Here is a 26,218-nt window from a genome sequence, read left to right on the forward strand (position 1 = left end):
GGCCGGGGCCGGGCGGCGGGGCGGGGTAGCCGTAACCGGGCTGCTGCCCCTGCGGCTGGCCGTACGGCTGCCCCTGCTGCGGATAGGGCTGGCCATAGGGCTGCTGCCCCTGCTGGCCGTGCGGTTGCTGCTGCCCGCCGTTCTGGGGCGGCTGTCCTTCCGACGGCGGTTCGGATGCGGACTTGTCGAACTCGACCACGGGCTGATCCCCCCGATGACGTGAATGGTGTCTCCGGCGGCGCTGGGCCGTGGCCCGGCGCCGCCGCCTGCTGAGACTACGGGACGCGGCCTTCCGTGCGGAGGCCCGGCGTCCGCACGCGGAAGACGTACGCGGCCAGCGCCCCGCCGGCCAGCCCGAAGAAGTGCGCCTGCCAGCTGATGCCGTCCGAGGCCGGGAGCGCGCCCCACAGGATCGAGCCGTAGAGCACCGTGACGAGCACGCCGATGGCGATGTCCAGCGCCTTGCGCTCGATGAAGCCGCGCACGACGAGATAGCCGAAGAGCCCGAAGATCACTCCGGAGACGCCCGCGGTATTGCTGCCCGGCGGGGATATCAGCCAGACGCCCAGGCCGCTGACGAGGGCGATGAGGAGCGTGACACCGGCCAGTCTGCGGATCCCGGAGCGCAGCCCGGCCAGGAAGCCGAGCACGAGCAGCGGGAGGGTGTTGGCCATGAGGTGGGCGAAGCCGAAGTGCACGGCGGTCGCCGGGAGCACGTCGACCAGCTCGCTCAGCTCGCGCGGCCGGATGCCGAAGCTGTCCAGCGCGTGGCCGGTGGCCACGTCGACCGTCTCCAGCAGCCAGAGCAGCCCGACCCAGGCCAGCACCAGCAGCGCAGCGGGTTTGGCGCGTGCTCCCATGTCCGGCCCTCCTCGCCTGCCGGCCGGTGTCCGCCGTACCGGCATGTCCGCCGAGGTCCGCGCGACGGCCGCGCGCCCTCACAGGCAAGAACGGCTGTGACGGTGCTCCTGGTTCCGCCGGATAGGCTCGGTGCCGTGGAGCCGCCGCACAACGTCACCAGTCAGCACGCCGGCACCGGTCCCCGCAGGCCGTGGGTGGTCGGGGTCTCCGGCGCGTCCGGGACCCCGTACGCCGCGTCCGTGCTGCGCGGCCTGCTGGCCGCGGGCGAGGCCGTCGACCTGGTGGTCAGCCGGGCCTCGCGGCTGACGCTGCTGGACGAGACCGGGATTTCCTTCCGGGACGCGCACTGGCGTGCGGACCTGCGCGAATGGCTGGCGCGCGGCGCGGACGGCAAGCCGGAGACCTTCCGGATCACGGAGGCGGATCTCGCGGACGTACGGCACTGGCCGGCCGGTGACCTGGCCGCGGGCCCGTCCTCGGGCTCGTATCCCGCCAAGGGCATGCTGATCGTGCCGGCCAGCACGGCGTGCGTGGCCGGGGTGGCGCTGGGGCTCTCCAAGGACCTCCTGCAACGGACGGCGAGCGTGACGCTGAAGGAGCGCCGCAAGCTGGTCGTCGCGGTGCGCGAGACGCCGCTGAACGGGCAGACCCTCAAGCACCTGGTCGCCCTGGACGAGGCGGGCGCCGTGGTGCTGCCGGCCTCGCCCGCGTTCTACGCGGGGGCGACGCACATACAGGACCTGGTGGACTTCGTGGCGGGCCGGGCGCTGGACGCGGCGGATGTGCCGCACGGCCTGTACCGGCGCTGGGCGGGCGAGCTCGGTGGCGGCGCGGGCGGCGCCGGCAGAGGTCAGTGATCAATCTCTGTTTTTTACCTGGGATTGCGGGCTAAATCGCCCTGCATGCCTTAGATTCTGTAATCAGTAGTGGCAATGCGGAAAGATTGAAAGGTCGGGGACGCAATGGACGCGGTGGACAGGCAGCTCATCCAGGCACTGCGCGAGAACGGCAGGGCCTCGTACGCGGAGCTCGGCCGGCTGGTGGGCCTGTCCGGCCCCAGCGTCACGGACCGCATCAACCGGCTGGAGTCGGCCGGCGTGATCACCGGCTACCGCGCGACCGTCGACGCCGCCTCTCTGGGCCTGGGCGTCACGGCGCTGGTCGGCATCTCGCTCTCGGACGCCACCGATCACGAGGAGCTCGCCCACCGGCTGCGCGACCTCACCGAGATCGAGGACTGCTGGTTCATCGCGGGCGACGATTCGTACATGCTCAAGGTCCGGGTGGACGACGTGGACGGCCTGGAGCGGACCATCCGCCGGCTCTCCGGCACCAAGGGCGTCTCCCGTACGCGCACCACGATCGTGCTCTCCACGAAGTGGGAGAACCGGGTCGGGGAGCTGCCCGAGGAGTCGTAGCGGCCGCGAAGCGGTTGCGTATGGGGGCACCTCCCGGCCGAAGACCGGGGGAGTACGCTCGGTCGAGGTCGTATCGGTAGAAAACAATGGGAGGCGGACCGGAATGGACGCTGGGCTCAAGCGCGAGCTGGAGGAGAAGGTCCACGCCGGTGAACGGCTGACCCGCGAGGACGGCATCGCCCTCTACGAGTCCGACGACCTGGCGTGGCTCGGCGGCCTCGCGCACGAGGTGCGCACCCGCAAGAACGGCGACGTCGTGCACTTCAACGTCAACCGTCACCTCAACATGACGAACGTGTGCACCGCCTCCTGCGCGTACTGCTCCTTCCAGCGCAAGCCGGGCGAGAAGGACGCGTACACGATGCGCATCGAGGAGGCCGTCCGCCTGGCCAAGGCCATGGAGAACGAGAACCTCACCGAGCTGCACATCGTCAACGGCCTGCACCCGAACCTGCCCTGGCGTTACTACCCCCGCTCCCTGAAGGCCCTCAAGGAAGCCCTGCCGAACGTCGGGCTGAAGGCGTTCACGGCAACGGAGATCCACCACTTCGAGTCCATCTCGGGCATGGACGCCTCGGAGATCCTCGACGAGCTGATCGAGGCCGGTCTGGAGTCGCTGACCGGTGGCGGCGCCGAGATCTTCGACTGGGAGGTCCGGCAGCACATCGTCGACCACCGCACCCACTGGGAGGACTGGTCGCGCATCCACCGCCTGGCGCACCAGAAGGGCCTCAAGACCCCGAGCACCATGCTGTACGGGCACATCGAGGAGCCGCGTCACCGCGTGGACCACGTGCTGCGGCTGCGTGAGCTGCAGGACGAGACCGGCGGCTTCCAGGTCTTCATCCCGCTGCGCTACCAGCACGACTTCGTGGACATGCAGGACGGCAAGGTCCGCAACAAGCTGCAGGCCCGCACGACCATGGCCACCGGCGCCGAGGCCCTGAAGACCTTCGCGGTCTCCCGTCTCCTCTTCGACAACGTGCCGCACGTGAAGTGCTTCTGGGTCATGCACGGTCTCCAGACCACCCAGCTCGCCCTGCAGCACGGCGCCGACGACATGGACGGCTCGGTCGTCGAGTACAAGATCACGCACGACGCCGACAACTACGGCACGCCGAACAAGCTCACCCGCGAGGACCTGCTGGACCTCATCCGGGACGCCGGCTTCCGGCCGGTCGAGCGGAACACCCGGTACGAGATCATCCGCGAGTACCCGGGCCCGGACGCCAACCGCCGCGAGGAGCCGCAGCCGATGCGGGTGTGACGGAAAGCGCTTTCCGGTCACCGGAGTGACGAATTAGGGTCCAGGTCATGAGCGTGCGCTTCGACCTGGACCCTTCTGTCACCCCTGAACTGCGCGAGGGGGTCTGCGCGTTGTGGGCGGATGTCTCGAACGCCGGCGGGGCTGTCGGGTTCGTGCCGCCCGTGACCGGCGAGGACATCCGTCCCGAGCTGATCAAGCACCTGGCCGCGATGGCCGAGGGCCGGGCCCGCCTGCTCGTCGGCCGGGACGCGGACGGCACCCCGCTCGCGACCGCGTTCCTGTACGCGAACACGCACCGGCTCATGCGGCACTACCTGTGGGTCTACAGCGTGATGGTGCACCCCTCCCTGCAGGGGCGGGGCGTGGGCCGCGAGCTGATGGCGGCGGTCGAGGACGCCGCGCGGGCCACCGAAGGGATACGTGCCATACGGCTCACCTGCCGCGGCGGCACCGGAGCGGACCGCTTCTACGCCTCCTGCGGATACAAGGAGGTCGGCCGGGTCCCCGGCGCCATCAAGGTCGCCGACGACGACTACCGCGACGACATCACCATGTGGCAGGAGCTGCACTGAGGCGCCCGGGTCCGGGGGCGGGAAAGATCACACAGACCGCTGTGCTTGACTGGATGCAGACCCTTTCGGTTGTCGTTGAGAAGAAGGTCCGACCGTGAGCAGCCAGAAGCACGCCGCACTCCTGTACACCGCTGCCCGTCTGGGCCTCTTCGTCGCCTGCTTCGCGGTCGTCTGGGTCCTCGCGTACTTCCGCGTCATCCCGCTGGGTATCGGCGACTCGAACCTCATCTGGATGCTGCTGCTCGCCATCGTGATCTCCGCGCCGCTCAGCTTCGTGCTGCTGCGCAAGCAGCGGGACGCGATGTCCCAGCAGATCGTGGCCAAGGTCGACCGCCAGAAGGAGCGGCTCGCCGCCAACCGGAGCCAGGAGGACGGCGCCGCCTGAGACCGCCGCGCCGCCGGCCCTCCGGCGTGTAAGACGCCTCACACACCGCCGACGCCCGCCCGTGGAGTTTCCGCTCCACCGGCGGGCGTTGGCGTTTTACGTCCGGTGCGGGGTCGGGGGATGCCAAAGATTTTCTTTGAGTACCCCAAAGTTCAAGTGTTAACGTATCGGACATGAAGACAGCAGCAGCGCACTTGTTCCCCATGAGCCTCACGCTCGTGGCGCGCCTGCACGTCGATCTTTGCCGCTGTGAGTCCGCGGCCTGTTGTCGCCGCTGACGTCCTCGCGACGTCCTCCAGCGGCCGGAGATCCCGCAAACGGACCTCCTGGCGCTCCACGCCTCGTCCCGAAAGCCTGCACGCACCCGGAGTGTGCCCGTTGTCCACGTCTTCCGAGACCACCCCTGCCAAGACCTCCCGCATACCGAGAGTCCCCTTCTGGGCGCAGATCCTGCTGGGTCTCGTCCTCGGTGTGCTCCTCGGCTGGATCGCCAAGAGCGGCGACATCGGCTGGCTGGTCACCACCCTCGGCAAGATCGGTGAGCTCTTCGTCCAGCTGCTGAAGCTGGCCGTCGCCCCGCTGGTCTTCTTCGCCATCGTGGTGTCGATCACCAACCTGCGGCAGGTCAACAACGCCGCCCGGCTCGCCACCCGCACCCTGCTGTGGTTCATGGTCACCTCGCTGATCGCCGTCGCGATCGGCCTGGCGATCGGCCTGGTCACCGACCCCGGCGCCGGTACGGGCCTCACGCCCGCCGACGGCTCCAAGCCCGAAGAGGCCGGTACCTGGATCGACTTCCTGACCGGGATCGTCCCGACCGACATCATCACGCCCTTCACCGAGCTGCAGGTCCTGCAGATCGTCTTCATGGCGGCCGTCGTCGGCATCGCGGCGCTCCAGCTGGGCGAGAAGGCCGAGCCGGTCCTCAAGCTCAGCCGCTCGGCGCTCGAACTGCTGCAGAAGGCCCTGTGGTGGGTCATCCGCCTGGCCCCGCTGGGCACCGTCGGCCTCATCGGCAACGCGATCGCCACGTACGGCTGGAACCTCATCGGCAAGTACGCGACCTTCACCGTCGACATCTACGTCGGCTGCGCGCTGGTGATGTTCGGCGTGTACCCGCTGCTGCTGGCGACCGTCGCCAAGGTCAGCCCGCTGCAGTTCTTCAAGGGCGCCTGGCCCGCCATCCAGCTGGCCTTCGTCTCGCGCTCCTCGGTCGGCACCATGCCGGTCACCCAGAAGGTCGTCGAGCGCCTCGGCGTCCCGAAGGAGTACGCGTCCTTCGCCGTGCCCTTCGGCTCGACGACCAAGATGGACGGCTGCGCCTCGATCTACCCGGCGCTCGCCGCGATCTTCATCGCGCAGATCTTCGACGTCCCGCTCGGTGTCGGCGACTACATCCTGATCGCCTTCGTCTCGGTCATCGGCTCGGCCGCCACCGCCGGCCTCACCGGCGCCACGGTCATGCTGACCCTGACCCTCTCCACGCTGGGCCTCCCGCTGGCCGGTGTCGGTCTCCTCATGGCCATCGACCCGATCCTGGACATGATGCGGACCGCCACCAACGTGGCCGGCCAGGCCGTCATCCCGATCCTGGTCTCCGCCAAGGAGAAGATCCTGGACCGCGAGGCGTACGCCAACGCCACCAGCATCAGCCTGGACGGCGACCCCGACCTGGCGACCGCCACCGTCGAGGCCGACCGGAAGGTGACGGTCCCGGCCCCCGCGGCCTGACCCGTCCCGCACCTGACGCACCGCGCCCCGAAGCCCACCGGCTCCGGGGCGCGGTGCGTTGTATCTGGCCTGAAGGACAGGGCCGCTCCTCGACAGGCGGTCCGTAAACTTACTTGGTAGTAAGCGCGCGGGGTGGAAGGACGTTCGGTGTGGGTGGCGTGAAGAACAAGCGGGTGCCGCGCGCGGTGCGCGAGCAGCAGATGATGGACGCGGCCGTGCTGACGTTCGCGCGGCGGGGGTACCGGGCCGCCTCGATGGACGAGATCGCCGAGGTCGCCGGGGTGTCCAAGCCGCTGGTCTACCTCTATCTGAACTCCAAGGAGGAGCTCTTCACCGCGGTCATCCAGCGGGAGGCGGCGGCGCTGGTCGCGGCCGTCCGGGACGCCGTGGAGCAGGGCGCGGCGGCCGACCGGCAGCTGTGGAGCGGGCTGAAGGGCTTCTTCGCGCACACCGCCGAGCACCCGGAGGGGTGGGCGGTGCTGCACCAGCAGGCGCGTACGCACGGTGAGCCGTTCGCCCTGGAGGTCGCCGCGATGCGCGCGGAGATCATCGAGTTCGTGACCGGCCTGATCGGGGCCACGGCGCGGGAGGCGGGCTGCGACGAGAACTTGGCGGAGCGCGAGGTGTCGGGGCTGGCCCACGCGCTCGTCGGGGCGGCCGAGTCGCTCGCCGAGTGGGCCAACGCCCGCCCGGAGGACGCCCGCCCCTCTGCCAAGGAGACCGCGGCGACGCTGATGAACTTCGCCTGGACGGGCCTCGGCCCCCTGTTGGGCGGCGAGCGGTGGGCGCCCGGCGGGTGACCTCGCGCGGAGGCGGCCGCGGCGACGCGGCGGGGTCCGGGCCGTGCCGCCGCGACGACCCGCGCGCGGGTCAACCAGGTATTCGGATGTTCCCCTCCAGATGGATGCACTCTTTTCGGCCGGATTCGCCGGCCAGCCGGAAGGCTTGGCCGTCGGAGCGGTAGGTGACGGTCGCCGGGAGCAGGACCGGGGCGCGGAAGCGGGCGGTGAGGCGCAGCGCCGGGGCGTCGGCCGGTACGGCCTCGGCGGCGCATCGCGCGACGGTCCACATGCCGTGCGCGATCGCGCGCGGGAAGCCGAGCGCGCGGGCGGTCAGCGGGTGGAGGTGGATGGGGTTGTAGTCGCCGGAGACGGCGGCGTGCCGGCGGCCGAGGCCGGCGGGCAGCTGCCATTCGGCGCGGGCCGGCAGCTCAGGACCGTCCGGCGGGGGAGTGCTCGTCGTGTCCTCCGTCCGGTGCCGGGCCAGGTAGGTGCTGCGGTCCTCCCACACCGGTTCACCGTCCCGCCGCGCCTCCGTGACCAGAACCGCCTCGGTGCCCCGCCGGTGCGGCCGCAGCTCCTGGGCGTACACCGTCAGGTCCAGCGGCCGGTCCGCGTACAGCGGCGCGTGCTGGACGATCTCGATCGTGGTGTGGACGAGGCCGAGCATCGGGAGCGGGAAGTTCCGGGCGCTCATCAGCCGCGCGGCCAGCGGGAAGCCGAGGATGTGCGGGTAGGTGACCGGCAGGAAAGGGCTGTCCGCGGGGAAGCCACAGACCTCGGCGTACGCGGCGGTACGCGCCGGGTCGGCCCGTACGCCGGGCAGCGTGAGGCGTAGGGCGGGCAGCGGCGCGTCCGCCCGCGGCCGCTTGCCCACGCCGGTCAGCGCGCCCTTGGCCAGCGCGGGCATCAGCCGCGGCGCCCGCGGAAGAGTCAGCTCCGTCATCACGCCCCCAGCAGGCTCTGCCCGCAGACCCGGACGACCTGGCCGTTGACGCCGCCGGAGGCCGGGCTCGCGAGCCAGGCGATGGTCTCGGCGACGTCCACGGGGAGGCCGCCCTGGCCGAGCGAGTTCATCCGGCGCCCCGCCTCCCGGATGAAGAGCGGTACGGCGGCGGTCATCTTCGTCTCGATGAAGCCGGGGGCCACGGCGTTGACCGTCACGCCGTGCTCCTCCGCGGCCCGCGGCGCCAGCGAGCGGACCAGCCCGATGATTCCGGCCTTGCTCGCCGCGTAGTTGGTCTGCCCGGTGTTGCCCGCGATCCCGGCGATGGACGCGGTGGCGACGACCCGGCCCGTGCCGCGCCGCAGCGTGCCGGCGGCCAGCAGGTGGTCGGTGGTGCGCAGGACGGAGGCGAGGTTGACGTCCAGTACGGCGTCCCAGCGGTCGGCCGCCATGTTGGCCAGCCGCCGGTCCCGGGTGATCCCCGCGTTGTGGACGAGGACGTCCAGCCCGTCGGGGAGCGCGGCGGCGATCCGCTCGCCCGCGTCCGGAGCGGTGATGTCCAGCGTGAGGGCCTGTCCGCCCAGCCGCTCGGCGACCGCCCGCACGTCCGCCTCGGCCTGCGGCACGTCCAGGCAGACGACCCGCGCGCCGTACCGGGCCAGCGTCTCCGCGACCGCCGCGCCGATGCCCCGCGCGGCCCCGGTGACCAGCGCGGTCCGCCCGTCCAGCGGCCGGTCCCAGTCCTCGGGGACGGTGATGTCGTCGGCCGCTCCGACGCCGATGACCTGCCCGCTCACGTATGCGGACCGGGGCGAGAGCAGGAAGCGCAGGGTGGACTCCGCGGCCCCGGCGGACGCCGGTGCCAGCCGCAGCAGGTGGGCCGTGCGGCCGCGGCCCACCTCCTTGCCGAGCGACCGCACGAACCCTTCGAGGGCCTGCTGCGCGGCGGCCTGGTGATGGTCCGTCGGATCGGGCGCCGAGCCGAGTACGACCACCCGGGCGTCGTCCGTCAGCGACCGCATCACGGGGTGCAGCCCCTCGTACACCTCGCGCAGGGCGGCCACGTCGCCCGCGCCCGTGGCGTCCACGACGACCGCCGCGTACTGCGCCCCGGCCTGCTGCGAGGTGTGCACCGGCAGCCCGGCGCAGGCCAGCACCGCCGAGGGATCGACCGTGCTCTTACCGGCCGTCAGATGCAGCAGCGGCCCGTCCAGTACCGGCCGCTCCGCGCTCCACCGGTGCAGCGGCGCCGGCTGCGGCAGCCCCAGCCGCCGGGTCACGAAGCGGCCCGGACCGGATTGCGTGAAACGAAGGTAGCGATCGGGCATTGGCCGGCTCCTGGATCTCGCGTAAATTTACTTCTGAGTAAGGTTACTCAAGGGTCAGGAGCTGGTCGAGGATGAGTACGCAGGAGAGCGCCGCAGGCATCCGGCGGGTCGCGGTGATCGGCGGCAGCCGCATCCCCTTCGCCCGCTCGGACGGCCCGTACGCCACCGCCGCCAACCAGGAGCTGCTGACCGCCGCGCTGGACGGCCTGGTGGAGCGGTTCGACCTGGAGGGCGAGCGGATCGGCGAGTTCGTTGCGGGCGCGGTGCTCAAGCACAGCCGCGACTTCAACCTGGCCCGCGAGACGGTGCTCGGCTCGGGGCTGGACCCGCGCACCCCCGCGTACGACATCCAGCAGGCGTGCGGCACCGGCCTGCAGGCCGTCATCGCCGCAGCCAACAAGATCGCCCTCGGCCAGACGGACAGCGCGATCGCCGGCGGCTCGGACACCGCCAGCGACGCCCCGCTCGGCGTCAACGAGGAGCTGCGCAAGATCCTGCTGGCCACCCGCCGCGCGAAGTCGGCCGGTGCCCGCCTCAAGCAGCTCTCCCGCATTCGCCCGCGCCACCTCGTTCCCGAGATCCCCCGCAACGCCGAGCCGCGTACCGGCCTCTCCATGGGCGAGCACGCGGCCCGCACGGCCAGGAAGTGGGGCATCCAGCGCGCCGACCAGGACGCCCTGGCCGCGACCAGCCACCAGCGGCTCGCCGCCGCGTACGACCGCGGCTTCCTCAAGGAGCTGGTCGTCCCCTTCCGCGGCCTGGACCGCGATCAGAACCTGCGGCCGGATTCCACCGTCGAGAAGCTCGCCCGGCTCGAGCCGGTCTTCGGCGTCCGGGACGGCGACGCCACGATGACGGCGGGCAACTCCACGCCGCTGACGGACGGCGCGGCGACCGTGCTGCTGGCGAGCGAGGAGTGGGCGAGCGCCCGCGGCCTCAAGCCGCTGGCCTACCTCACCGCGTACGAAACGGCCGCCGTGGACTACGTGGACGGGGACGACGGGCTGCTGATGGCGCCCGCGTACGCCGTGCCGCGGATGCTGGGGCGGGCCGGGCTCGGCATCGAGGACTTCGACCTGGTCGAGATCCACGAGGCGTTCGCCTCCCAGGTGCTCGCCACCCTCGCCGCCTGGGAGAAGCAGGGACTGGCCCCGGTCGACCGCGACCGGCTCAATGTCGCCGGGTCCTCGCTCGCCACCGGCCACCCCTTCGCCGCGACCGGCGCCCGCATCGTCGCCACCCTCGCCGAGCTCCTTGCCGCACGCGAACCGGCCGCCGACGGCAGGCCCGTGCGCGGCCTGATCTCGATCTGCGCGGCGGGCGGCCTGGGCGTGACGGCGATCCTCGAACGCGCGGAGGAACGCGCGCAATAACCGGCGTCAGGACCCTTGCCAGGGCAGCCGGGCAGCCCGTACCACGCCGTACCAGCAGCAGCGTCGTCCCCAGCAGCAGCCGAAGCCGTACCGCAGCAGCACCCGAGGAGCCGCTCGTGTCCAGCCAGGAAGCCGCACCACCCGCCACGCCCGTACTGGTCCCGCCGCACAAGACCGTCGAGGACGGGGTCGTCCGCGAGGTCTCCGTCCCGCCGCTCGCCCCCGCCGTCCCCGCCGGCTCACTCGGCGACATCCCCTTCGACAACGCCGCCGCGGCCCCCACCGACGTCGTCCTCGCCCGCAAGCAGCACGACGGCAGCTGGCGCGACGTGACCGCCGCCGAATTCGCCGACCAGGTACTCGCCCTCGCCAAGGGACTGATCGCACACGGCCTGAACCCCGGCGACCGGCTCGCCATCATGGCCGGCACCAGCTACGAGTGGACCCTGATCGACTTCGCGTCCTGGGCGGCGGGGCTGGTCACCGTCCCCCTCTACCCGACCTCCTCGGCCCACCAGGCCCAGTCGATCCTGGCGGACTCCGGCGCCCGGGCCTGCGTCGTGGAGAGCGTCGAGCAGACCCGCATGATCAGCGGTGTCCGCGGCGCCCTCCCGGACCTCGCCCACCTCTGGCAGCTGGACACCGGCGCCATCGGCCAGATCATCTCGGGGGGCCGCGACCTGCTCCCGTACGAGGTGACCAAGCGGCGCGCCGCACGCGGCCCCGCCGACACCGCCACCTTGATCTACACCTCCGGTACCACCGGACACCCCAAGGGCTGCGTCCTCACCCACGGCAACTTCTTCGCCGAGGTCGACAACTCCATAGAACTGCTGCACCCCGTCTTCAAGTCGGTCAGCAAGGACCCCGCCTCCACCCTGCTCTTCCTCCCGCTCTCGCACGTCTTCGGCCGGATGGTGGCGGTCGGCTGTCTGCGGGCCCGGGTGAAGCTGGGCCACGCGTCCAGCATTCAGACCGAGGACCTGCTCGCCGACCTGGCCGGCTTCCGACCGACCTTTCTGCTGGCCATTCCGTACGTACTGGAGAAGGTCCACAACACCGGCCGGGCCACCGCCGAGAAGATGGGCCGGGCCGCCTCCTTCGACCGCGCGGCGCGGATCGCCCGCCGCTACGGCGAGGCGGTCGAGGCCGCGGAGCACGGCACGGGGCCGGGCCCTGGCCTCGGCCTGCGCGCGGCGCGCGGCCTGTACGACCCGCTCGTCTACCGCCGCATCCGCGCGGCGCTCGGCGGCCGGGTCCGCTACGCGATCTGCGGCGGCTCCCCGCTCGGCCGGCGGCTGGCCGCGTTCTACGAGGGCGCCGGCATCCAGGTCTTCGAGGGTTACGGCCTGACGGAGACCACCGCGGCCGCCACCGTCACCCCGCCCCTCAAGCCCCGCCTGGGCACCGTGGGCTGGCCGCTGCCCGGCAGTGCGGTCCGGATCGCCGACGACGGGGAGGTGCTGCTCCGCGGTGGCCAGGTCTTCAGCGGGTACTGGGACGCGGCGAGCGGGAGCGCCGTCCCGGCCGTGGACGAGGAGGCGTGGTTCGCCACCGGTGACCTCGGCGCGCTGGACGCCGACGGGTACCTCACCATCACCGGCCGCAAGAAGGAGATCATCGTGACCGCGAGCGGCAAGAACGTGGCGCCCGCGCCGCTGGAGGACCGGCTGCGCGCGCATCCGCTGGTCGGCCAGTGCCTGGTGATCGGCGACGACCGCCCGTACATCACCGCGCTGCTCACCCTGGAGCCGGACGGGCTCGCGCACTGGCGGCAGATGCAGAAGAAGCAAGACGTGCCGCTCGCGGAGCTGGTGCACGACGAGCGGCTCCGGGCCGACCTGCAGCGCGCCGTCGACGACGCGAACCGGCTCGTCTCGCGCGCCGAGTCCATCCGCCGCTTCGCCGTACTGCCCGCCGACTTCACCGAGGAGGCCGGCCACCTCACGCCTTCGTTGAAACTGAAGCGAATGGCCATTGCACGGGACTATGCGAAAGACATAGAAGCGCTGTACGAAAGTAGTTGAGCGCGGAACCGACCCCGCCCGTCGTACGTCGAACCGGGCGCGTCAGACTGGAGTCCCGTGTCGCCTCTGTGGGGGAGGCGGCGCGGGGCTTCACCTTTTCTGCCCCTTTTGTCGGATGGCCTTCCGTAAAAAGGCAGGAGCCCCGCTCGCCACCGAAGTGGCGGAGCAGGGCTCCTTGGGTACTGCTACTAACGGCCGCGACCGGCCGGCCCGGGCAACTTAGACCGGGGTGACGTTCTCCGCCTGCGGGCCCTTCGGACCCTGCGTGACGTCGAAGTTCACCTGCTGGTTCTCCTCAAGGGAGCGGAAGCCAGAGGCGTTGATCGCGGAGTAGTGGACGAAGACATCGGGGCCGCCGCCGTCCTGGGCGATGAAGCCGAAGCCCTTCTCGGCGTTGAACCACTTGACGGTTCCGGTAGCCATAAGCCCTCCTTGGGCCAAAGGGTTGCCCTGCTCCAGAACCTGCAAAGAAGTCTGAAAACTACAAATGCCTGCGGGTCACATGATCCGCAGGCTCTGTACTGCAAGGGAAACCAAACTGCAACTTGCGCTGAGCCTAGCACGGTGCGCTCAGAAGGCGGAAGAGCCAAAGATCACGTTTATCTTCGTGCCGGGGTTCCCGGTCGGTTCTCGCCAGGGTTCCCGCCCGCTTCTCACCGGGGTTCCGCCCGGTTCTCGCTGTCGTCCGGAGGCCCCGCTGCCTCGCGGCGAGCCCCGCGGGTCTAGCCTCCACATGTGGACAATTCAACCGTAGGAGACGCACCCGCACCGACCTCCGGCCACCGCCGGGCCCGGCCGCGAGTGGGCCACATCCAGTTTCTGAACTGCCTGCCCCTTTACTGGGGCCTGGCCCGTACGGGCACCCTGCTCGACCTGGAGCTCACCAAGGACACCCCCGACCAGCTGAACGAGAAGCTGGTCAGCGGCGAGCTGGACATGGGGCCGATCACCCTCGTCGAGTTCCTCAAGCACGCCGACCAGCTGGTCGCCTTCCCCGACATCGCGGTCGGCTGCGACGGCCCGGTGATGTCCTGCGTGATCGTCTCGCAGAAGCCGCTGGACAAGCTGGACGGCGCTCGGGTCGCGCTCGGCTCGACCTCCCGCACCTCTGTGCGGCTGGCGCAGCTGCTGCTCGCCGAGCAGGTCGGCGTCACGCCCGACTACTACACCTGCCCGCCCGACCTGGGCGTGATGATGCAGGAGGCGGACGCCGCGGTCCTCATCGGGGACGCCGCGCTGCGCGCCAACCTGCACGAGGCGCCCCGGCTCGGCCTGGAGGTGCACGACCTCGGCCAGATGTGGAAGGACTGGACCGGCCTGCCGTTCGTCTTCGCGGTGTGGGCGGCCCGGCGCGACTACCTGGAGCGCGAGCCGGTCGTCGTACAGAAGGTGCACGAGGCGTTCCTGGCCTCCCGCGACCTGTCCCTGGAGGAGGTCGGCAAGGTCGCCGAGCAGGCGGCGCGCTGGGAGCACTTCGACGAGGACGTGCTCGCGAAGTACTTCACCACGCTGGATTTCCGCTTCGGCCCCGACCAGCTGCGCGGTGTCACGGAATTCGCCCGCCGCACGGGCCCGACGACGGGCTTCCCGGCGGACGTGCGGGTGGATCTGCTGGGCGCCTGACCCGGGGGGCCGGCCGTTCGTACGAGGCGCCGGCCCCTTACTTTTTCCTTGCCCCATACAACTTTCTTTCTTGTCCGTTCCGCCGTCCCTTCCGCCCCGGATTCCCTCCGGAATTCTTGGTGAATATTGAACGAACGAAGGGATGGATTCCGGCGCCGCGCACCATTTCCGGCCGCTGCCGGGCCTGGCGAATTCCTTCCGCCGCTATTCGCGGCAAGAAGGAAGCGAGGCACCGGCCGCCTCCGCCGGGTGCCTCCCCGCGCCACCGGTGGGAGGTGGCCGGGCCCCAAATGCCCTGGCGTACGCTGGATCGGTCGTGACGCATGCCCGCCCAAGAACCTCGAAAGGGACGCCCGGTGACCGAGAACGCCGACCTTCAGTCCGTACTCGACCGCGCCGCGGAGGGCGGGCGGATCACCCCCGAGGAAGCCGTCGAGCTCTACCGCTCCGCGCCGCTGCACGCCCTCGGCAAGGCCGCTGACGCCGTGCGCCGCCGCCGCTACGCCGGTACGGAGCACATCGCGACGTACATCATCGAGCGGAACATCAACTACACCAACGTGTGCGTGACGGCGTGCAAGTTCTGCGCGTTCTACGCCGCGCCCAAGGACACCGCCAAGGGCTGGTCCCGCGACCTGGACGACATCCTGCGCCGCTGCGCGGAGACCGTCGAGCTGGGCGGCACGCAGGTCATGTTCCAGGGCGGGCACCACCCGGACTACGGCGTGGAGTACTACGAGGAGCACTTCGCCGCCATCAAGAAGGAGTTCCCGCAGCTGGTCATCCACTCCCTCGGCGCGTCCGAGGTCGAGCACATGGCCCGCATCTCGGGTGTCTCCGTCGAAGAGGCCATCCGGCGCATCCACGCCGCGGGCCTCGACTCCTTCGCGGGCGCCGGTGCCGAACTCCTCCCCGAGCGCCCCCGCAAGGCCATCGCTCCCCTCAAGGAGTCCGGCGAGCGCTGGCTGGAGATCATGGAGATCGCGCACAACCTGGGCGTGGAGTCGACCTCCACGATGCTGATGGGCACGGGCGAGACCAACGCCGAGCGCATCGAGCACCTGCGCATGATCCGCGACGTGCAGGACCGTACGGGCGGCTTCCGCGCCTTCATCCCGTACACCTACCAGCCCGAGAACAACCACCTGAAGGGCCGGACGCAGGCCACGCTCTTCGAGTACCTGCGGATGATCGCGATCGCCCGCATCTTCCTGGACAACGTCGCCCACATCCAGGGCTCCTGGCTGACGACGGGCAAGGAGATCGGCCAGCTCTCCCTCCACTACGGCGCGGACGACCTCGGCTCGATCATGCTGGAGGAGAACGTCGTCTCCTCGGCCGGTGCCAAGCACCGCTCCAACCGCCAGGAGATCATCGACCTGATCCGCAAGGCGGGCCGCGTCCCCGCCCAGCGGGCGACCACGTACGAGCACCTGGTCGTCCACGACGACCCGGCGAACGACCCGGTCGACGACCGCGTCGCCTCGCACATCTCCTCCACCGCCATCGACGGCGGCACGGCCCACCCCGAGCTGAAGCTCGTCGAGACGAACTGAGCCGCGGGCCGTGCTGACGATTCACCGCGTCCGGGCGGTCGAGGGCGCGGCTGCTGCCGGGGGCGACGCGGCAGCGGACGCGGTGGTCGTCGACGGCGCGCGCATCGCGGCCATCGGCCCGTACGAGGAGCTGTATGCGGCGTACGGCGACCGGGCGCGGGTCCGTGAGTGGCCCGGTGCCGTCCTCACGCCGGGGCGCCACGAGCCCGACGGCACGTCGCTGCTGGAATCGGCGTACCACCCGGACCCCCGGGAGGCCGACTCACTGGGCACCGAGCCGCTGACCGGGGCCGCGCTCGCCGCCCTGGACATGTCCGAAACCCGCTGGGGAGCCAGCGCTCGCCGCGGCCTCCAACGCCTCCTCTCCACCGGCACCACCTCCCTGACGGGCGCGTTCACCCGCCCCGCGGTCCGCACGGCGGTGAGCAGATCGGGCCTCCGCGCACACCCCGTGGCCCTCGCCCCGGGCGCCCCGGCCGACTTCGCGGTCTTCGCGGCGGACGGCACCTGTCTGGTGACGGCCCTCGGCGGCCGGCTGGTGTACCGGCGCCGGGGGTGAGCCCGGGCGCCGCGTGCCGTGGTGAACAATGGGCTCGTGACCCGAGCATCCCTGGACAAGCAGCCGCACGAAGTCGCTTCCATGTTCGACGACGTGGCGGAACGGTACGACCTCACCAATGACGTGCTGTCCCTGGGGCAGGCGCGGTTGTGGCGCAAGGCCGTGGACAAGGCCGTAGGGGCGCGGCCCGCCGAGCGGGTGCTCGATCTCGCGGCCGGTACGGGGACCTCGTCCGTGCCCTTCGCGCGGACCGGTGCGTACGTCGTGCCATGCGACTTCTCCACCGGAATGCTGCGGGAGGGCAAGAAGCGCCAGCCGTGGCTGCCGTTCACCGCGGGGGACGCGACCAAGCTGCCCTTCGCGGACGGTGTGTTCGACGCCGTCACGATCTCGTTCGGGCTGCGGAACGTGCAGGACACGGACGCCGCGCTGGCCGAGCTGTACCGGGTCACCAAGCCCGGCGGCCGGGTCGTCATCTGCGAGTTCAGCCAGCCGACGTGGGCACCCTTCCGGACCGTCTACACCGAGTACCTGATGCGCGCGCTGCCGCCGGTCGCGACCGCCGTCAGCTCCAACCCGGACGCGTACGTCTACCTCGCCGACTCCATCCGCGCCTGGCCCGACCAGCCCGCGCTGGCGGCGCTGCTCCAGAAGGCGGGCTGGCGGAAGGTCGCCTGGCGCAACCTCACGGGCGGGATCGTCGCCCTGCACCGCGGGACGAAGCCGGCCGTCTGATCACAGGTCCAGCCGGTGGCACAGGCCCGTCACCTTGGAGACGGGGGAGATAAAGGTCTCCGCCTGCCGCATCCCGAGCCGCCGGGTGACCGCTATCGAGCGCGCGTTCTCGGCCTGCACCATGGCCACGACGTGCCGTACGCCCGCGGCCCGCACGTCCTCCAGGGCGCGCCGGGCCACGGTCGTGGCATAGCCCCTGCCCCAGTACTTCCGGCCGAGCCGCCAGCCGATCTCGATCTCGCCGACCGGGCCCCACTCCGTGCGCGGCCACGGCTGCGCGCCGGCGAAGCCGATCACCGCGCCGTCCGTCGGATCGGTGATCGTGTAGAAGCAGAATCCGCGTTCGGCGTGGTGGCGGCGCTGACGCGCGGTCAGCTCCTCGTACTCCGACAGCTCGGCGGACGCGCCGCCGTGGAATTCCATCACCTCGGGGTCGTCGAAGACCCGGTGCCAGTTCCATGCGTCCTCCTCGGTGGGGACGCGCAGCTCGACGGGGGGAAGCGGCTTCTGCATGGACCAACCCTTCGGAATCCGATCAGGTACGCCTGCATAGACTGCACGGGTCCAGTGCCGGTCGGCACCCAGATATCGAGTTCCGGGAGACAACGCCGTGACCGACGTGACCGATGCCGCCACCGCGACCCAGGCCAGCTCCGAGCACACCGCCGACGTGATCGTCGTGGGAGCCGGACCGGCCGGCTCGACCACCGCGTACTACCTCGCCAAGGCCGGTCTGGACGTCCTCCTGCTGGAGAAGACGGCCTTCCCGCGCGAGAAGGTGTGCGGCGACGGCCTCACCCCGCGCGCCACCAAGCAGCTGGTGTCGATGGGCATCGACATCTCCGAGGAGGCCGGCTGGCTGCGCAACAAGGGCCTGCGCATCATCGGCGGCGGCGTCCGCCTCCAGCTCGACTGGCCGGACCTCGCCTCGTACCCGGACTACGGCCTGGTCCGCAAGCGTGACGACTTCGACGAGCAGCTCGCCCGGCAGGCGCAGAAGGCCGGCGCCCGGCTGTACGAGCGCTGCAACGTCAGCGGCCCGATCATCAACGAGCTGACCGGGCGCATCGAGGGCGTCACCGCCAAGCTCGGCGAGGAGAAGACCCCGGTCTCCTTCCACGCCCCGCTCGTGGTCGCCGCCGACGGCAACTCCACGCGCCTCTCCCTGGCGATGGGCCTGCACCGCCGCGAGGACCGCCCGATGGGCGTCGCGGTCCGTACGTACTTCACCTCGCCCCGCCACGACGACGACTACCTGGAGTCCTGGCTGGAGCTGTGGGACCGCAGCGGCCCGCAGGACCGGCTGCTCCCCGGCTACGGCTGGATCTTCGGCATGGGCGACGGCACTTCGAACGTCGGCCTCGGCGTCCTGAACACCTCCAGCAGCTTCAAGGAGCTGGACTGGCGCGAGATCCTCAAGGCGTGGTGCGCCTCGATGCCCGAGGACTGGGGCTACACCCCGGAGAACATGACGATGCCGATCCGCGGCGCGGCGCTCCCCATGGCCTTCAACCGCCAGCCGCACTACACCAAGGGCCTCCTACTGGTCGGTGACGCGGGCGGCCTGGTGAACCCCTTCAACGGCGAGGGCATCGCGTACGCCATGGAGTCCGGCCAGATCGCCGCGGACGTCATCGTGCAGGCGCACGCGCGCGCCACGTACGCCCAGCGCGAGCTGGCCCTGCAGCGGTACCCGAAGATCCTCAAGGACACCTACGGCGGCTACTACTCGATGGGCCGCGCCTTTGTGAAGCTCATCGGCAATCCGAAGATCATGAAGCTGGCCACGCAGCGCGGCCTCACCCACCCGATGCTGATGAGGTTCACCCTCAAGATGCTGGCCAACCTCACCGACCCCACCGGCGGCGACGCGATGGACCGCATCATCAACGGCCTGAGCAAGGTCGCGCCGAAGGCGTGAGCCACGCACGCATGGCCTGACAGCCTTTCTGACGTGCCGCCACCGGTTCTGCCGGTGGCGGCATCGTGCTGTCGGGGCTGTCCTGTGGCCGGTCTTGACACGGAAAGTTGGCGGATTGTGCCTACTGCCGTACAGGCGTGCGGACGGCCAGGCTGGGGAGGAGCACACACAGCGCCGAGTGGAACACGGAGCGTGAACCATGAGGATGGCGAGGGCACGGCGCCGGTTGCGAGGGGGGACGTCATGAGCGACGAATCGAAGGGGGGCGAACGGGATGAACGGGACGGGACGGAGTGCTACGAGTCGGTGGACCGGGTGGACGAGGCGCAGGGGGAGGACGACCGCCGGGCGGAGCTGAGGGCGAAGGTCCGGGAGGCCAACCGGCAGAGCACGCGCTGGCCGCGGTGAGGGATCCTGGAAGCGCAGCAGCCGCCGATCGAGACGCCCGGAGGGACCATGTCCGCCGCACCCGCCAACGGACCCCACGCCGCGGGCGTGTCCCACGCCGGGGGCGGACCGCTCTCCGTCGACCGGGCGCTGGACGTGCTCGACGCGGTGGCCGGGGCGGCGGGCCCGGTGCCGGCCAAGGCACTGGCCAGGCGGCTGGGCTGTTCACTGTCCACGGTCTACAACCTGCTGGGACCGCTGACCGCCCGCGGGCATGTCATGCGTGCGGGCGGCGGATACGTACTGGGGCCTCAGGTGCCCGCGCTGTACCGGGCTTTCCAGCGGCAGACCGGTATCGAGGACGACGCGCGCGAGCTGCTGCGGCACGTCCGGCGCGCGACCGGGACGCACGCGTACCTCAGCGCGGTCGGCCAGGGGCGGATCGCGGTCGTCGACAGCACGCTGCCGGTGTCGGCCGCCGGCGGGCCGTTCGCGGTGGGACCCGACCACGGCGCGCACGCCACCGCGCACGGCAAGGTGCTGCTCGCCGCGCTGAACCGGCCCGCGCGCCGCCGCTACCTCGACGCGCACGGCCTGCCCCGGCTGACGGACCGTACGATCACCTCGCCCGAGCGCTTCGAGGCGGAGCTGGCGCGGGTGCGCCGGGAGGGGCTCGCCGTGTCGGTCGGCGAGACCGACCCGGCCCACACCTGTCTCGCCGTCCGCCTCCCGGGCGAGGGCCCCGACGGCTCGGTCCGCGCGCTGTCGGTGTCCCTGCCGACCGCCGACTACCCGGCGCGCCGGGGCGAGCTGGCGTCCGTACTGACCCGGGCGGCGGCCGGAGCCTGAGGCCGGTACCGGCACCGGTTTTTCCGGCATCGGTGGAATGGCGGCCCCGCCGGCTCGCGGCCCGGCCGCCCGCGGCGCACAGTGGTCGCATGATTTTCATCGCTGTGAAGTTCACCGTCCGGCCCGAGAAGAGCGACCAGTGGCTGTCGCTGACCGAGCCCTTCACGCTCGCCACCCGTGCCGAGCCGGGCAACATCTTCTTCGAGTGGTCCCGGAGCGCGGACGACCCGAACCAGTTCGTGCTGCTGGAGGCGTTCGCGGGCCAGGAGGCGGGCGTGGCGCACGTCCAGTCCGACCACTTCAAGGAGGCCATCGAGCTGATGTCCGGCCTCGTCGCGAGCACCCCGGAAATCATCAACGTCGAGACCGAGGGCACCGGCTGGGGCGAGATGGCCGAGGTCAAGCCGCGCGAGCACTAGGACACCGCGCGAGCACTAGGACACAGCCTCGAAGCGGTCGTAGTACCGCAAAGTGCGCCGAAAGGGCCGTCGTTCCCGAGCGGGGGGAACGACGGCCCTTCGTGGTGCCTGTGGCCTCGGGGGAGGGCCTCAGCGGACGCGCACGGCGCCCGTCGGCCGGTCGTAGCTCAGGTCGTGCTGCGCGACACCGTCGTTCGGGTTCTGCGCGCCGATGTACTGGCCGTCGCCGATGTAGACCGCGATGTGGTACGCGCTGCCCGCGCTGCCCCAGTAGAGGAGGTCGCCCACCTGGAGGTTGTCCAGGCCCACCTGGGTGCCGGCGGTCGACTGGTCCTGGGAGACGCGCGGCAGGTCGATGCCGATCTGCCGGAACGCGGTCTGGGTGAGGCCGGAGCAGTCGTAGGCGGACGGGCCGGTCGCGCCGGACACGTACGCCTTGCCGACCTGCGCCTTGAGGAAGTTCACCAGGGTGGCGGTCGAGCCGGAGAGCGAGCCGGTGTCGACCGAGGCGGAGGCGGAAAGGAGGGGGCCACGGTCCGCGGAGCGCGAAGCGCGGGCCTGCTCGGCCGCCTCGGCCTTGCGGGCCGCCGCGGCCCGCTTCTCCGCCTCGGCCTTGCGCTTGGCCTCGACGGCCTTGTCCTTGGCCTTCTGCGCGGCCTTCTCGGCCTTGGAGAAGACCGTGTCCTGCGCTGCCTGCAGCTCGTACTGGTTCGCCACCTGCTGGGTGGAGTCCGCGGTCTTCGCCACGGACGTCGCGAGCGCGGCGCTGATGGTCGGCAGCTCCTGCGTTTCGGAGGCCGGCTTCTCACCGGTGGCGTTCGCGGGGACGGCGGTACCGGTCACCGCCAGCGTGAGGATGCCACCGGTGAACCCTGCGCGCACGGCTCGCGAAGTCGCGGAGCGGCGGGGCTTCCGGTGGCTGGGTATGAGTGCGTTCGGGGACATGGCACCACGGCTATCAGGAGCCCCAGGTTGCTGCCAACAAAGGTGGTGTGCACCACTTTTGACGCGTACACGGTGAACAAACCGGACCAATCGGCCAGTCGCGTGTCGGCCGAGGGAGTGTCCGAATTTCGTGATCATGTTCCTGCGCACGGCTTTTACCGCTCGATGCGCCCCAGCACGGCACTTACCACCTTCGCAACCGACACGCCAAGGCTTCCCCACCGTCAAGGTTTTAGAAATGTGAAACGCGTGGGATAGCTCACTCCTGAGTGACCGTTATGTCCTCGTGATGCGCGCTCGTGAAGCAATGCACGTGCCGGCGATCACGGCAGTGTCACGGCTAGGTCACGCGGACGGGTGGGCGCGCGCTAGCAGTTGACGGCGTCCAGCGCCAATTTGCTTGCGGAGCGTAGCTCTTGATAGTGGAGGCACCCTCTTGACCAGCGGCGACTGCTGGTTTTGTCACTTCAAGTGATCACCCGGCCGCTTCCGGTGCGAAGATCACCGCTCATCCGACTTCATGATCCTTCGTCAGGTGGTGGAGATCACAAAGGCGTTGTCGCACCCCGTGTCGCAGATCACAGACTCACGGGCATAGGATGCAGGCGGCCAGGGCTTGTGAACTGCCTCACATAGCCGTGATCTCTGTCGAGATCCGTCGAGGAGTGAACGGGCCCGAGGCCGGACCGCCAACCAGTCATCGTCGACTGAAGGGAGCGAGGACGGTGAACGCCTATGCGCCCATCCTCGTACTGGGAGCCCTCGGGGCAGGCTTTGCGATCTTCTCTGTCGTCATGGCCACGCTCGTCGGACCCAGGCGCTACAACCGGGCCAAGCTCGAGGCGTACGAGTGCGGGATCGAGCCGACCCCACAGCCTTCAGGCGGCGGTCGCTTTCCGATCAAGTACTACCTGACGGCGATGCTCTTCATCGTCTTCGACATCGAGATCGTCTTCCTCTACCCCTGGGCCGTCACCTTCGACGCCCTGGGGCTGTTCGGGCTCGTCGAGATGCTGCTCTTCGCGCTCACCGTCTTCGTCGCCTACGCCTATGTCTGGCGCCGCGGCGGCCTGGAATGGGACTAGGGGTCACCCAATGGGACTTGAAGAGAAGCTGCCCAGCGGCTTTCTGCTGAGCACCGTCGAACAGGCCGCGGGCTGGGTGCGCAAGTCATCGGTCTTCCCGGCGACGTTCGGGCTCGCGTGCTGCGCCATCGAGATGATGACCACCGGCGCCGGCCGCTACGACCTGGCGCGCTTCGGCATGGAGGTCTTCCGCGGGTCGCCCCGGCAGGCCGACCTGATGATCGTGGCCGGCCGGGTCAGCCAGAAGATGGCGCCCGTCCTGCGCCAGGTCTACGACCAGATGCCGAACCCGAAATGGGTCATCTCCATGGGCGTCTGTGCCTCCACGGGCGGAATGTTCAACAACTACGCCATCGTGCAGGGTGTGGACCACATCGTCCCGGTCGACATCTATCTCCCGGGATGCCCGCCCCGCCCCGAAATGCTGATGGACGCCATCCTCAAGCTCCACGAGAAGATCCAGGGCTCCAAGCTCGGGGTCAACGCCGAGGAAGCGGCCCGCGAGGCGGAGGAGGCGGCGCTCAAGGCACTCCCGACGATCGAGCTGAAGGGGCTGCTGCGGTGAGCGACGCGAAGAACGGTACGGGGGCCAACGGGGTCAATCCCGACAAGGAAATCGGCGTGGAGAACCTCCCCGGCCAGCGCCTGGACCAGGGCGAGGTCATCGGCGTCCGGCGGGGCATGTTCGGCGCCAACAACGGCGGCGACACCTCGGGGTACGGCGGTCTCGTACGGACCGTACGGCTGCCCGGCGCCACCTCCCGGCCGTACGGGGGGTGGTTCGACGAGGTCGCGGACGAGCTCGAGGGCGCGCTGGAGGAACAGGGGCTGGTCCCCGAGAACGTCATCGAGAAGACCGTCGTCGACCGCGGCGAGCTGACGTTCCACATCGAGCGGGAGTACCTCCCGGTCGTCGCGAAGACGCTCCGCGACGACCCGGCCCTCCGCTTCGAACTGTGCACCGGCGTCAGCGCCGTGCACTTCCCCGGCGACAAGGGCCGCGAGCTGCACGCCGTCTACCACCTGCGGTCGATCACCCACACCCGGCTGATCCGGCTGGAGGTCTCCGCGCCCGACGCCGACCCGCACATCCCGTCGGTCGTCGGCGTCTATCCGACCAACGACTGGCACGAGCGCGAGGTCTACGACTTCTTCGGGCTGATCTTCGACGGCCACCCGGCGCTCACCCGGATCATGATGCCGGACGACTGGCAGGGCTTCCCGCAGCGCAAGGACTACCCGCTCGGCGGCATCCCCGTCGAGTACAAGGGCGCCCAGATCCCGGCTCCGGACCAGCGGAGGTCGTACAGCTGATGAGTACTTCGCAATCCCACCCGTCTCCCGGCCACCGCCCCTCAACGAGCGTCTACGACGCGCCCCCTTCTGATGCCCGCGAGACCACCGAGGGCCCGGTCTACACGGTCACCGGCGGCGACTGGGACGAGGTCGTCGAGGCCGCGGCCAAGGCCGACGACGAGCGCATCGTCGTCAACATGGGCCCGCAGCACCCCTCCACGCACGGTGTGCTCCGGCTCATCCTGGAGATCGACGGCGAGACCGTCACCGAGGCCCGCTGCGGCATCGGCTACCTCCACACCGGTATCGAGAAGAACCTCGAATACCGCACCTGGACCCAGGGCACGACCTTCGTCACGCGGATGGACTACCTGACGCCGTTCTTCAACGAGACGGCGTACTGCCTGGCCGTGGAGAAGCTGCTCGGCATCCAGGACGACGTCCCGGACCGGGCCACGATCATCCGCGTGCTGCTGATGGAGCTGAACCGGCTCTCCTCCCACCTGGTGTGCATCGCCACCGGCGGCATGGAGCTCGGCGCCACCACGATCATGATCTACGGCTTCCGCGACCGCGAACTGGTCCTGGACATCTACGAGCTGATCACCGGCCTGCGCATGAACCACGCGTTCGTCCGGCCCGGCGGCCTCGCCCAGGACCTCCCGCCCGGCGCCGTCGACCAGGTACGCGCCTTCGTGAAGAAGATGCGCAAGAACCTCACCGAGTACGACAAGCTCGCCACCGGCAACCCGGTCTTCAAGGGCCGCATGCAGGGCATCGGCCACCTGGACCTGGCCGGCTGCCTGGCCACCGGCGCCACCGGGCCGGTCCTGCGCTCCGCCGGACTCCCGCACGACCTGCGCAAGTCGGACCCCTACTGCGGCTACGAGACCTACGACTTCGAGGTCCCGACCACCGACACCTGCGACGCCTACGGCCGCTTCCTGCTCCGGCTGGAGGAGATGCGGCAGTCCCTGCGGATCGTCGAGCAGTGCCTGGACCGGCTGGAGCCGGGCCCGGTCATGGTCGGGGACAAGAAGATCGCCTGGCCCGCGCAGCTCGCGCTCGGTCCGGACGGCCTCGGCAACTCCCTGGACCACATCAAGAAGATCATGGGCACCTCCATGGAGGCCCTGATCCACCACTTCAAGCTGGTGACGGAGGGCTTCCGGGTCCCGCCCGGACAGGCGTACGTGGCCGTCGAGTCCCCCAAGGGCGAACTGGGCGTGCACGCGGTCAGCGACGGCGGCACCCGCCCCTACCGCGTCCACTTCCGCGACCCGTCCTTCACCAACCTGCAGGCCATGGCGGCCATGTGCGAAGGCGGCCAGGTCGCCGACGTCATCGTCGCCGTCGCGTCCATCGACCCCGTGATGGGAGGCGTCGACCGGTGACAGCCACACCCGCCGAGCAAGAGGTGAGCCTGGGGATGCCGCAGCTCCCCGCCCCCGATTACCCGGCCGACGTACGGGCCCGGCTCGAAGCGGACGCGAAGGAGGTGATCGCCCGCTACCCCGGCGCGCGCTCGGCCCTGCTGCCGCTGCTGCACCTCGTGCAGTCCGAGGAGGGCCACGTCACCCGCACCGGCATCCGCTTCTGCGCCGAGCTGCTGGACCTCACCACCGCCGAGGTCACGGCCGTCTCGACCTTCTACACGATGTACCGCCGCAAGCCGAGCGGCGACTACCAGGTCGGGGTGTGCACCAACACCCTCTGCGCCGTCATGGGCGGCGACGCGATCTTCGACGAGCTCAAGGAACACCTCGGCGTCGGCAACGACGAGACCACCGCCGACGGCAAGGTCACCCTCGAACACATCGAGTGCAACGCCGCCTGCGACTACGCGCCCGTCGTGATGGTCAACTGGGAGTTCTTCGACAACCAGACGCCGGAGAGCGCGAAGCAGCTGGTCGACGACCTGCGGGCCGGGCGGCCCGTCGCCCCGACCCGCGGCGCGCCCCTGTGCACGTACAAGGACACCGCCCGCATCCTGGCCGGCTTCCCCGACCGGCGGGAGGGCGCGGTCGAGGCGACCGGCGGCGCCGGGCACGCCTCGCTCGTCGGGCTCCGGCTGGCCAAGGGCGAGGAGCTGCCGGGCGGCACGGACCACGTCGTCGCCCCGCGCGACGGTGCCCGTCCGACGGACGAGGCTCCTT

General features: G+C 70.5%; 28 protein-coding genes and 1 pseudogene. 23 read left to right on the forward strand and 6 right to left on the reverse strand.

What is annotated here, in order from left to right; all coding sequences use genetic code 11:
- Positions 1-223 (forward strand): hypothetical protein (locus tag CCS38_RS31185; RefSeq protein ID WP_223736686.1); only part of this gene is annotated, 223 nt, incomplete at its 5' end.
- Between the two features lie 52 nt (positions 224-275).
- Here the strand turns inward: CCS38_RS31185 and CCS38_RS31190 are convergent.
- Entirely contained in the window at positions 276-860 is a 585-nt protein-coding gene (locus CCS38_RS31190; RefSeq protein WP_223736687.1) for a rhomboid family intramembrane serine protease, read from the reverse strand.
- Between the two features lie 135 nt (positions 861-995).
- Here CCS38_RS31190 and CCS38_RS31195 point away from each other — a divergent pair, with 135 nt between their 5' ends.
- From CCS38_RS31195 to CCS38_RS31225, 7 genes are all read left to right on the forward strand, one after another.
- A complete protein-coding gene (locus CCS38_RS31195) occupies positions 996-1,718 on the forward strand; it encodes a UbiX family flavin prenyltransferase (RefSeq protein WP_223736688.1) in 723 nt (240 codons plus the stop codon).
- A gap of 105 nt (positions 1,719-1,823) precedes the next feature.
- Complete coding sequence (locus CCS38_RS31200; RefSeq protein ID WP_223736689.1) at positions 1,824-2,279, forward strand: Lrp/AsnC family transcriptional regulator; 456 nt, start codon at positions 1,824-1,826, stop codon at positions 2,277-2,279.
- A gap of 103 nt (positions 2,280-2,382) precedes the next feature.
- Positions 2,383-3,546, forward strand: coding sequence for an aminofutalosine synthase MqnE (gene mqnE, locus CCS38_RS31205; protein WP_223736690.1), 1,164 nt, complete (start codon positions 2,383-2,385; stop codon positions 3,544-3,546).
- A 47-nt stretch (positions 3,547-3,593) separates the two neighbouring features.
- Positions 3,594-4,118, forward strand: a complete 525-nt coding sequence (locus tag CCS38_RS31210) for a GNAT family N-acetyltransferase (protein WP_223736691.1) — start codon at positions 3,594-3,596, stop codon at positions 4,116-4,118.
- Positions 4,119-4,212: 94 nt separating this feature from the next.
- Positions 4,213-4,503 (forward strand): DUF4229 domain-containing protein, encoded by a 291-nt coding sequence (locus CCS38_RS31215; protein ID WP_223736692.1) that lies wholly within the window; start codon positions 4,213-4,215, stop codon positions 4,501-4,503.
- Between the two features lie 378 nt (positions 4,504-4,881).
- Positions 4,882-6,234 (forward strand): dicarboxylate/amino acid:cation symporter, encoded by a 1,353-nt coding sequence (locus CCS38_RS31220; protein WP_223736693.1) that lies wholly within the window; start codon positions 4,882-4,884, stop codon positions 6,232-6,234.
- A 149-nt stretch (positions 6,235-6,383) separates the two neighbouring features.
- Positions 6,384-7,034 carry a TetR/AcrR family transcriptional regulator gene (locus CCS38_RS31225; RefSeq protein ID WP_223736694.1) on the forward strand — a complete coding sequence of 217 codons (651 nt, stop codon included), beginning with the start codon at positions 6,384-6,386 and terminating at the stop codon, positions 7,032-7,034.
- Positions 7,035-7,104: 70 nt separating this feature from the next.
- Here the strand turns inward: CCS38_RS31225 and CCS38_RS31230 are convergent, their stop codons facing one another.
- Both CCS38_RS31230 and CCS38_RS31235 read right to left on the reverse strand, forming a co-directional pair.
- Complete coding sequence (locus CCS38_RS31230; protein ID WP_223736695.1) at positions 7,105-7,959, reverse strand: MaoC family dehydratase; 855 nt, start codon at positions 7,957-7,959, stop codon at positions 7,105-7,107.
- On the reverse strand, positions 7,959-9,287 hold the full coding sequence (locus CCS38_RS31235) for a 3-oxoacyl-ACP reductase (protein ID WP_223736696.1): 1,329 nt from the start codon (positions 9,285-9,287) through the stop codon (positions 7,959-7,961). The genes CCS38_RS31230 and CCS38_RS31235 overlap by 1 nt, the downstream gene beginning before the upstream one ends.
- Positions 9,288-9,358: 71 nt before the next feature.
- Here CCS38_RS31235 and CCS38_RS31240 point away from each other — a divergent pair, with 71 nt between their 5' ends.
- Both CCS38_RS31240 and CCS38_RS31245 read left to right on the forward strand, forming a co-directional pair.
- Positions 9,359-10,660 carry an acetyl-CoA C-acetyltransferase gene (locus CCS38_RS31240; protein ID WP_223736697.1) on the forward strand — a complete coding sequence of 434 codons (1,302 nt, stop codon included), beginning with the start codon at positions 9,359-9,361 and terminating at the stop codon, positions 10,658-10,660.
- A 116-nt stretch (positions 10,661-10,776) separates the two neighbouring features.
- Positions 10,777-12,687 carry an AMP-dependent synthetase/ligase gene (locus tag CCS38_RS31245; RefSeq protein WP_223736698.1) on the forward strand — a complete coding sequence of 637 codons (1,911 nt, stop codon included), beginning with the start codon at positions 10,777-10,779 and terminating at the stop codon, positions 12,685-12,687.
- Between the two features lie 219 nt (positions 12,688-12,906).
- Here the strand turns inward: CCS38_RS31245 and CCS38_RS31250 are convergent, their stop codons facing one another.
- A complete protein-coding gene (locus CCS38_RS31250; protein WP_003984261.1) occupies positions 12,907-13,110 on the reverse strand; it encodes a cold-shock protein in 204 nt (67 codons plus the stop codon).
- Between the two features lie 312 nt (positions 13,111-13,422).
- On the opposite strand from CCS38_RS31250, the gene CCS38_RS31255 reads away from it, so the two are divergent.
- From CCS38_RS31255 to CCS38_RS31270, 4 genes are all read left to right on the forward strand, one after another.
- Positions 13,423-14,310, forward strand: a complete 888-nt coding sequence (locus tag CCS38_RS31255; RefSeq protein ID WP_223736699.1) for a menaquinone biosynthetic enzyme MqnA/MqnD family protein — start codon at positions 13,423-13,425, stop codon at positions 14,308-14,310.
- Positions 14,311-14,666: 356 nt separating this feature from the next.
- The gene (gene mqnC / locus CCS38_RS31260) at positions 14,667-15,866 is read left to right on the forward strand and encodes a cyclic dehypoxanthinyl futalosine synthase (RefSeq protein WP_223736700.1); all 1,200 of its coding nucleotides are present in this window, start codon (positions 14,667-14,669) and stop codon (positions 15,864-15,866) included.
- A gap of 10 nt (positions 15,867-15,876) precedes the next feature.
- Entirely contained in the window at positions 15,877-16,425 is a 549-nt protein-coding gene (locus tag CCS38_RS31265; protein ID WP_223736701.1) for an imidazolonepropionase-like domain-containing protein, read from the forward strand.
- Positions 16,426-16,461: 36 nt separating this feature from the next.
- Positions 16,462-17,160 (forward strand): demethylmenaquinone methyltransferase, encoded by a 699-nt coding sequence (locus tag CCS38_RS31270; RefSeq protein WP_223736702.1) that lies wholly within the window; start codon positions 16,462-16,464, stop codon positions 17,158-17,160.
- On the opposite strand, the gene CCS38_RS31275 is transcribed toward CCS38_RS31270, so the two are convergent.
- Entirely contained in the window at positions 17,161-17,673 is a 513-nt protein-coding gene (locus CCS38_RS31275) for a GNAT family N-acetyltransferase (RefSeq protein ID WP_223736703.1), read from the reverse strand.
- 88 nt (positions 17,674-17,761) lie between these two features.
- Here CCS38_RS31275 and CCS38_RS31280 point away from each other — a divergent pair.
- The 4 genes and pseudogenes from CCS38_RS31280 to CCS38_RS31295 form a co-directional block, all read left to right on the forward strand.
- Positions 17,762-19,081 (forward strand): annotated as a pseudogene (locus CCS38_RS31280) (geranylgeranyl reductase family protein); the annotation flags it as partial.
- A 243-nt stretch (positions 19,082-19,324) separates the two neighbouring features.
- Positions 19,325-19,489, forward strand: coding sequence for a hypothetical protein (locus CCS38_RS31285; RefSeq protein WP_223736705.1), 165 nt, complete (start codon positions 19,325-19,327; stop codon positions 19,487-19,489).
- A gap of 48 nt (positions 19,490-19,537) precedes the next feature.
- Positions 19,538-20,317, forward strand: a complete 780-nt coding sequence (locus CCS38_RS31290; RefSeq protein WP_223736706.1) for an IclR family transcriptional regulator — start codon at positions 19,538-19,540, stop codon at positions 20,315-20,317.
- Positions 20,318-20,406: 89 nt separating this feature from the next.
- Positions 20,407-20,736, forward strand: coding sequence for a putative quinol monooxygenase (locus CCS38_RS31295; protein WP_223736707.1), 330 nt, complete (start codon positions 20,407-20,409; stop codon positions 20,734-20,736).
- Positions 20,737-20,865: 129 nt separating this feature from the next.
- Here CCS38_RS31295 and CCS38_RS31300 read toward each other — a convergent pair whose 3' ends face one another.
- Complete coding sequence (locus tag CCS38_RS31300; protein WP_223736708.1) at positions 20,866-21,681, reverse strand: C40 family peptidase; 816 nt, start codon at positions 21,679-21,681, stop codon at positions 20,866-20,868.
- 725 nt (positions 21,682-22,406) lie between these two features.
- On the opposite strand from CCS38_RS31300, the gene CCS38_RS31305 reads away from it, so the two are divergent.
- From CCS38_RS31305 to nuoE, 5 genes are all read left to right on the forward strand, one after another.
- Positions 22,407-22,766: an NADH-quinone oxidoreductase subunit A gene (locus CCS38_RS31305; RefSeq protein ID WP_030262580.1), complete on the forward strand. Its 360-nt coding sequence runs from the start codon at positions 22,407-22,409 to the stop codon at positions 22,764-22,766.
- A 10-nt stretch (positions 22,767-22,776) separates the two neighbouring features.
- Complete coding sequence (locus CCS38_RS31310) at positions 22,777-23,331, forward strand: NuoB/complex I 20 kDa subunit family protein (protein ID WP_030262584.1); 555 nt, start codon at positions 22,777-22,779, stop codon at positions 23,329-23,331.
- Positions 23,328-24,080 carry an NADH-quinone oxidoreductase subunit C gene (locus CCS38_RS31315; protein WP_223736709.1) on the forward strand — a complete coding sequence of 251 codons (753 nt, stop codon included), beginning with the start codon at positions 23,328-23,330 and terminating at the stop codon, positions 24,078-24,080. Before CCS38_RS31310 ends, CCS38_RS31315 begins: the two co-directional genes overlap by 4 nt.
- On the forward strand, positions 24,080-25,456 hold the full coding sequence (locus CCS38_RS31320) for an NADH-quinone oxidoreductase subunit D (RefSeq protein ID WP_223736710.1): 1,377 nt from the start codon (positions 24,080-24,082) through the stop codon (positions 25,454-25,456). The genes CCS38_RS31315 and CCS38_RS31320 overlap by 1 nt, the downstream gene beginning before the upstream one ends.
- Before the next feature lie 35 nt (positions 25,457-25,491).
- The coding region (gene nuoE, locus CCS38_RS31325) for an NADH-quinone oxidoreductase subunit NuoE (protein WP_223736711.1) at positions 25,492-26,218 on the forward strand (727 nt) is incomplete at its 3' end.

The sequence above is a fragment of the Streptomyces purpurogeneiscleroticus genome (genome assembly GCF_020024005.1).
In the GTDB taxonomy this organism is placed as follows: Bacteria; Actinomycetota; Actinomycetes; order Streptomycetales; family Streptomycetaceae; genus Streptomyces; species Streptomyces purpurogeneiscleroticus.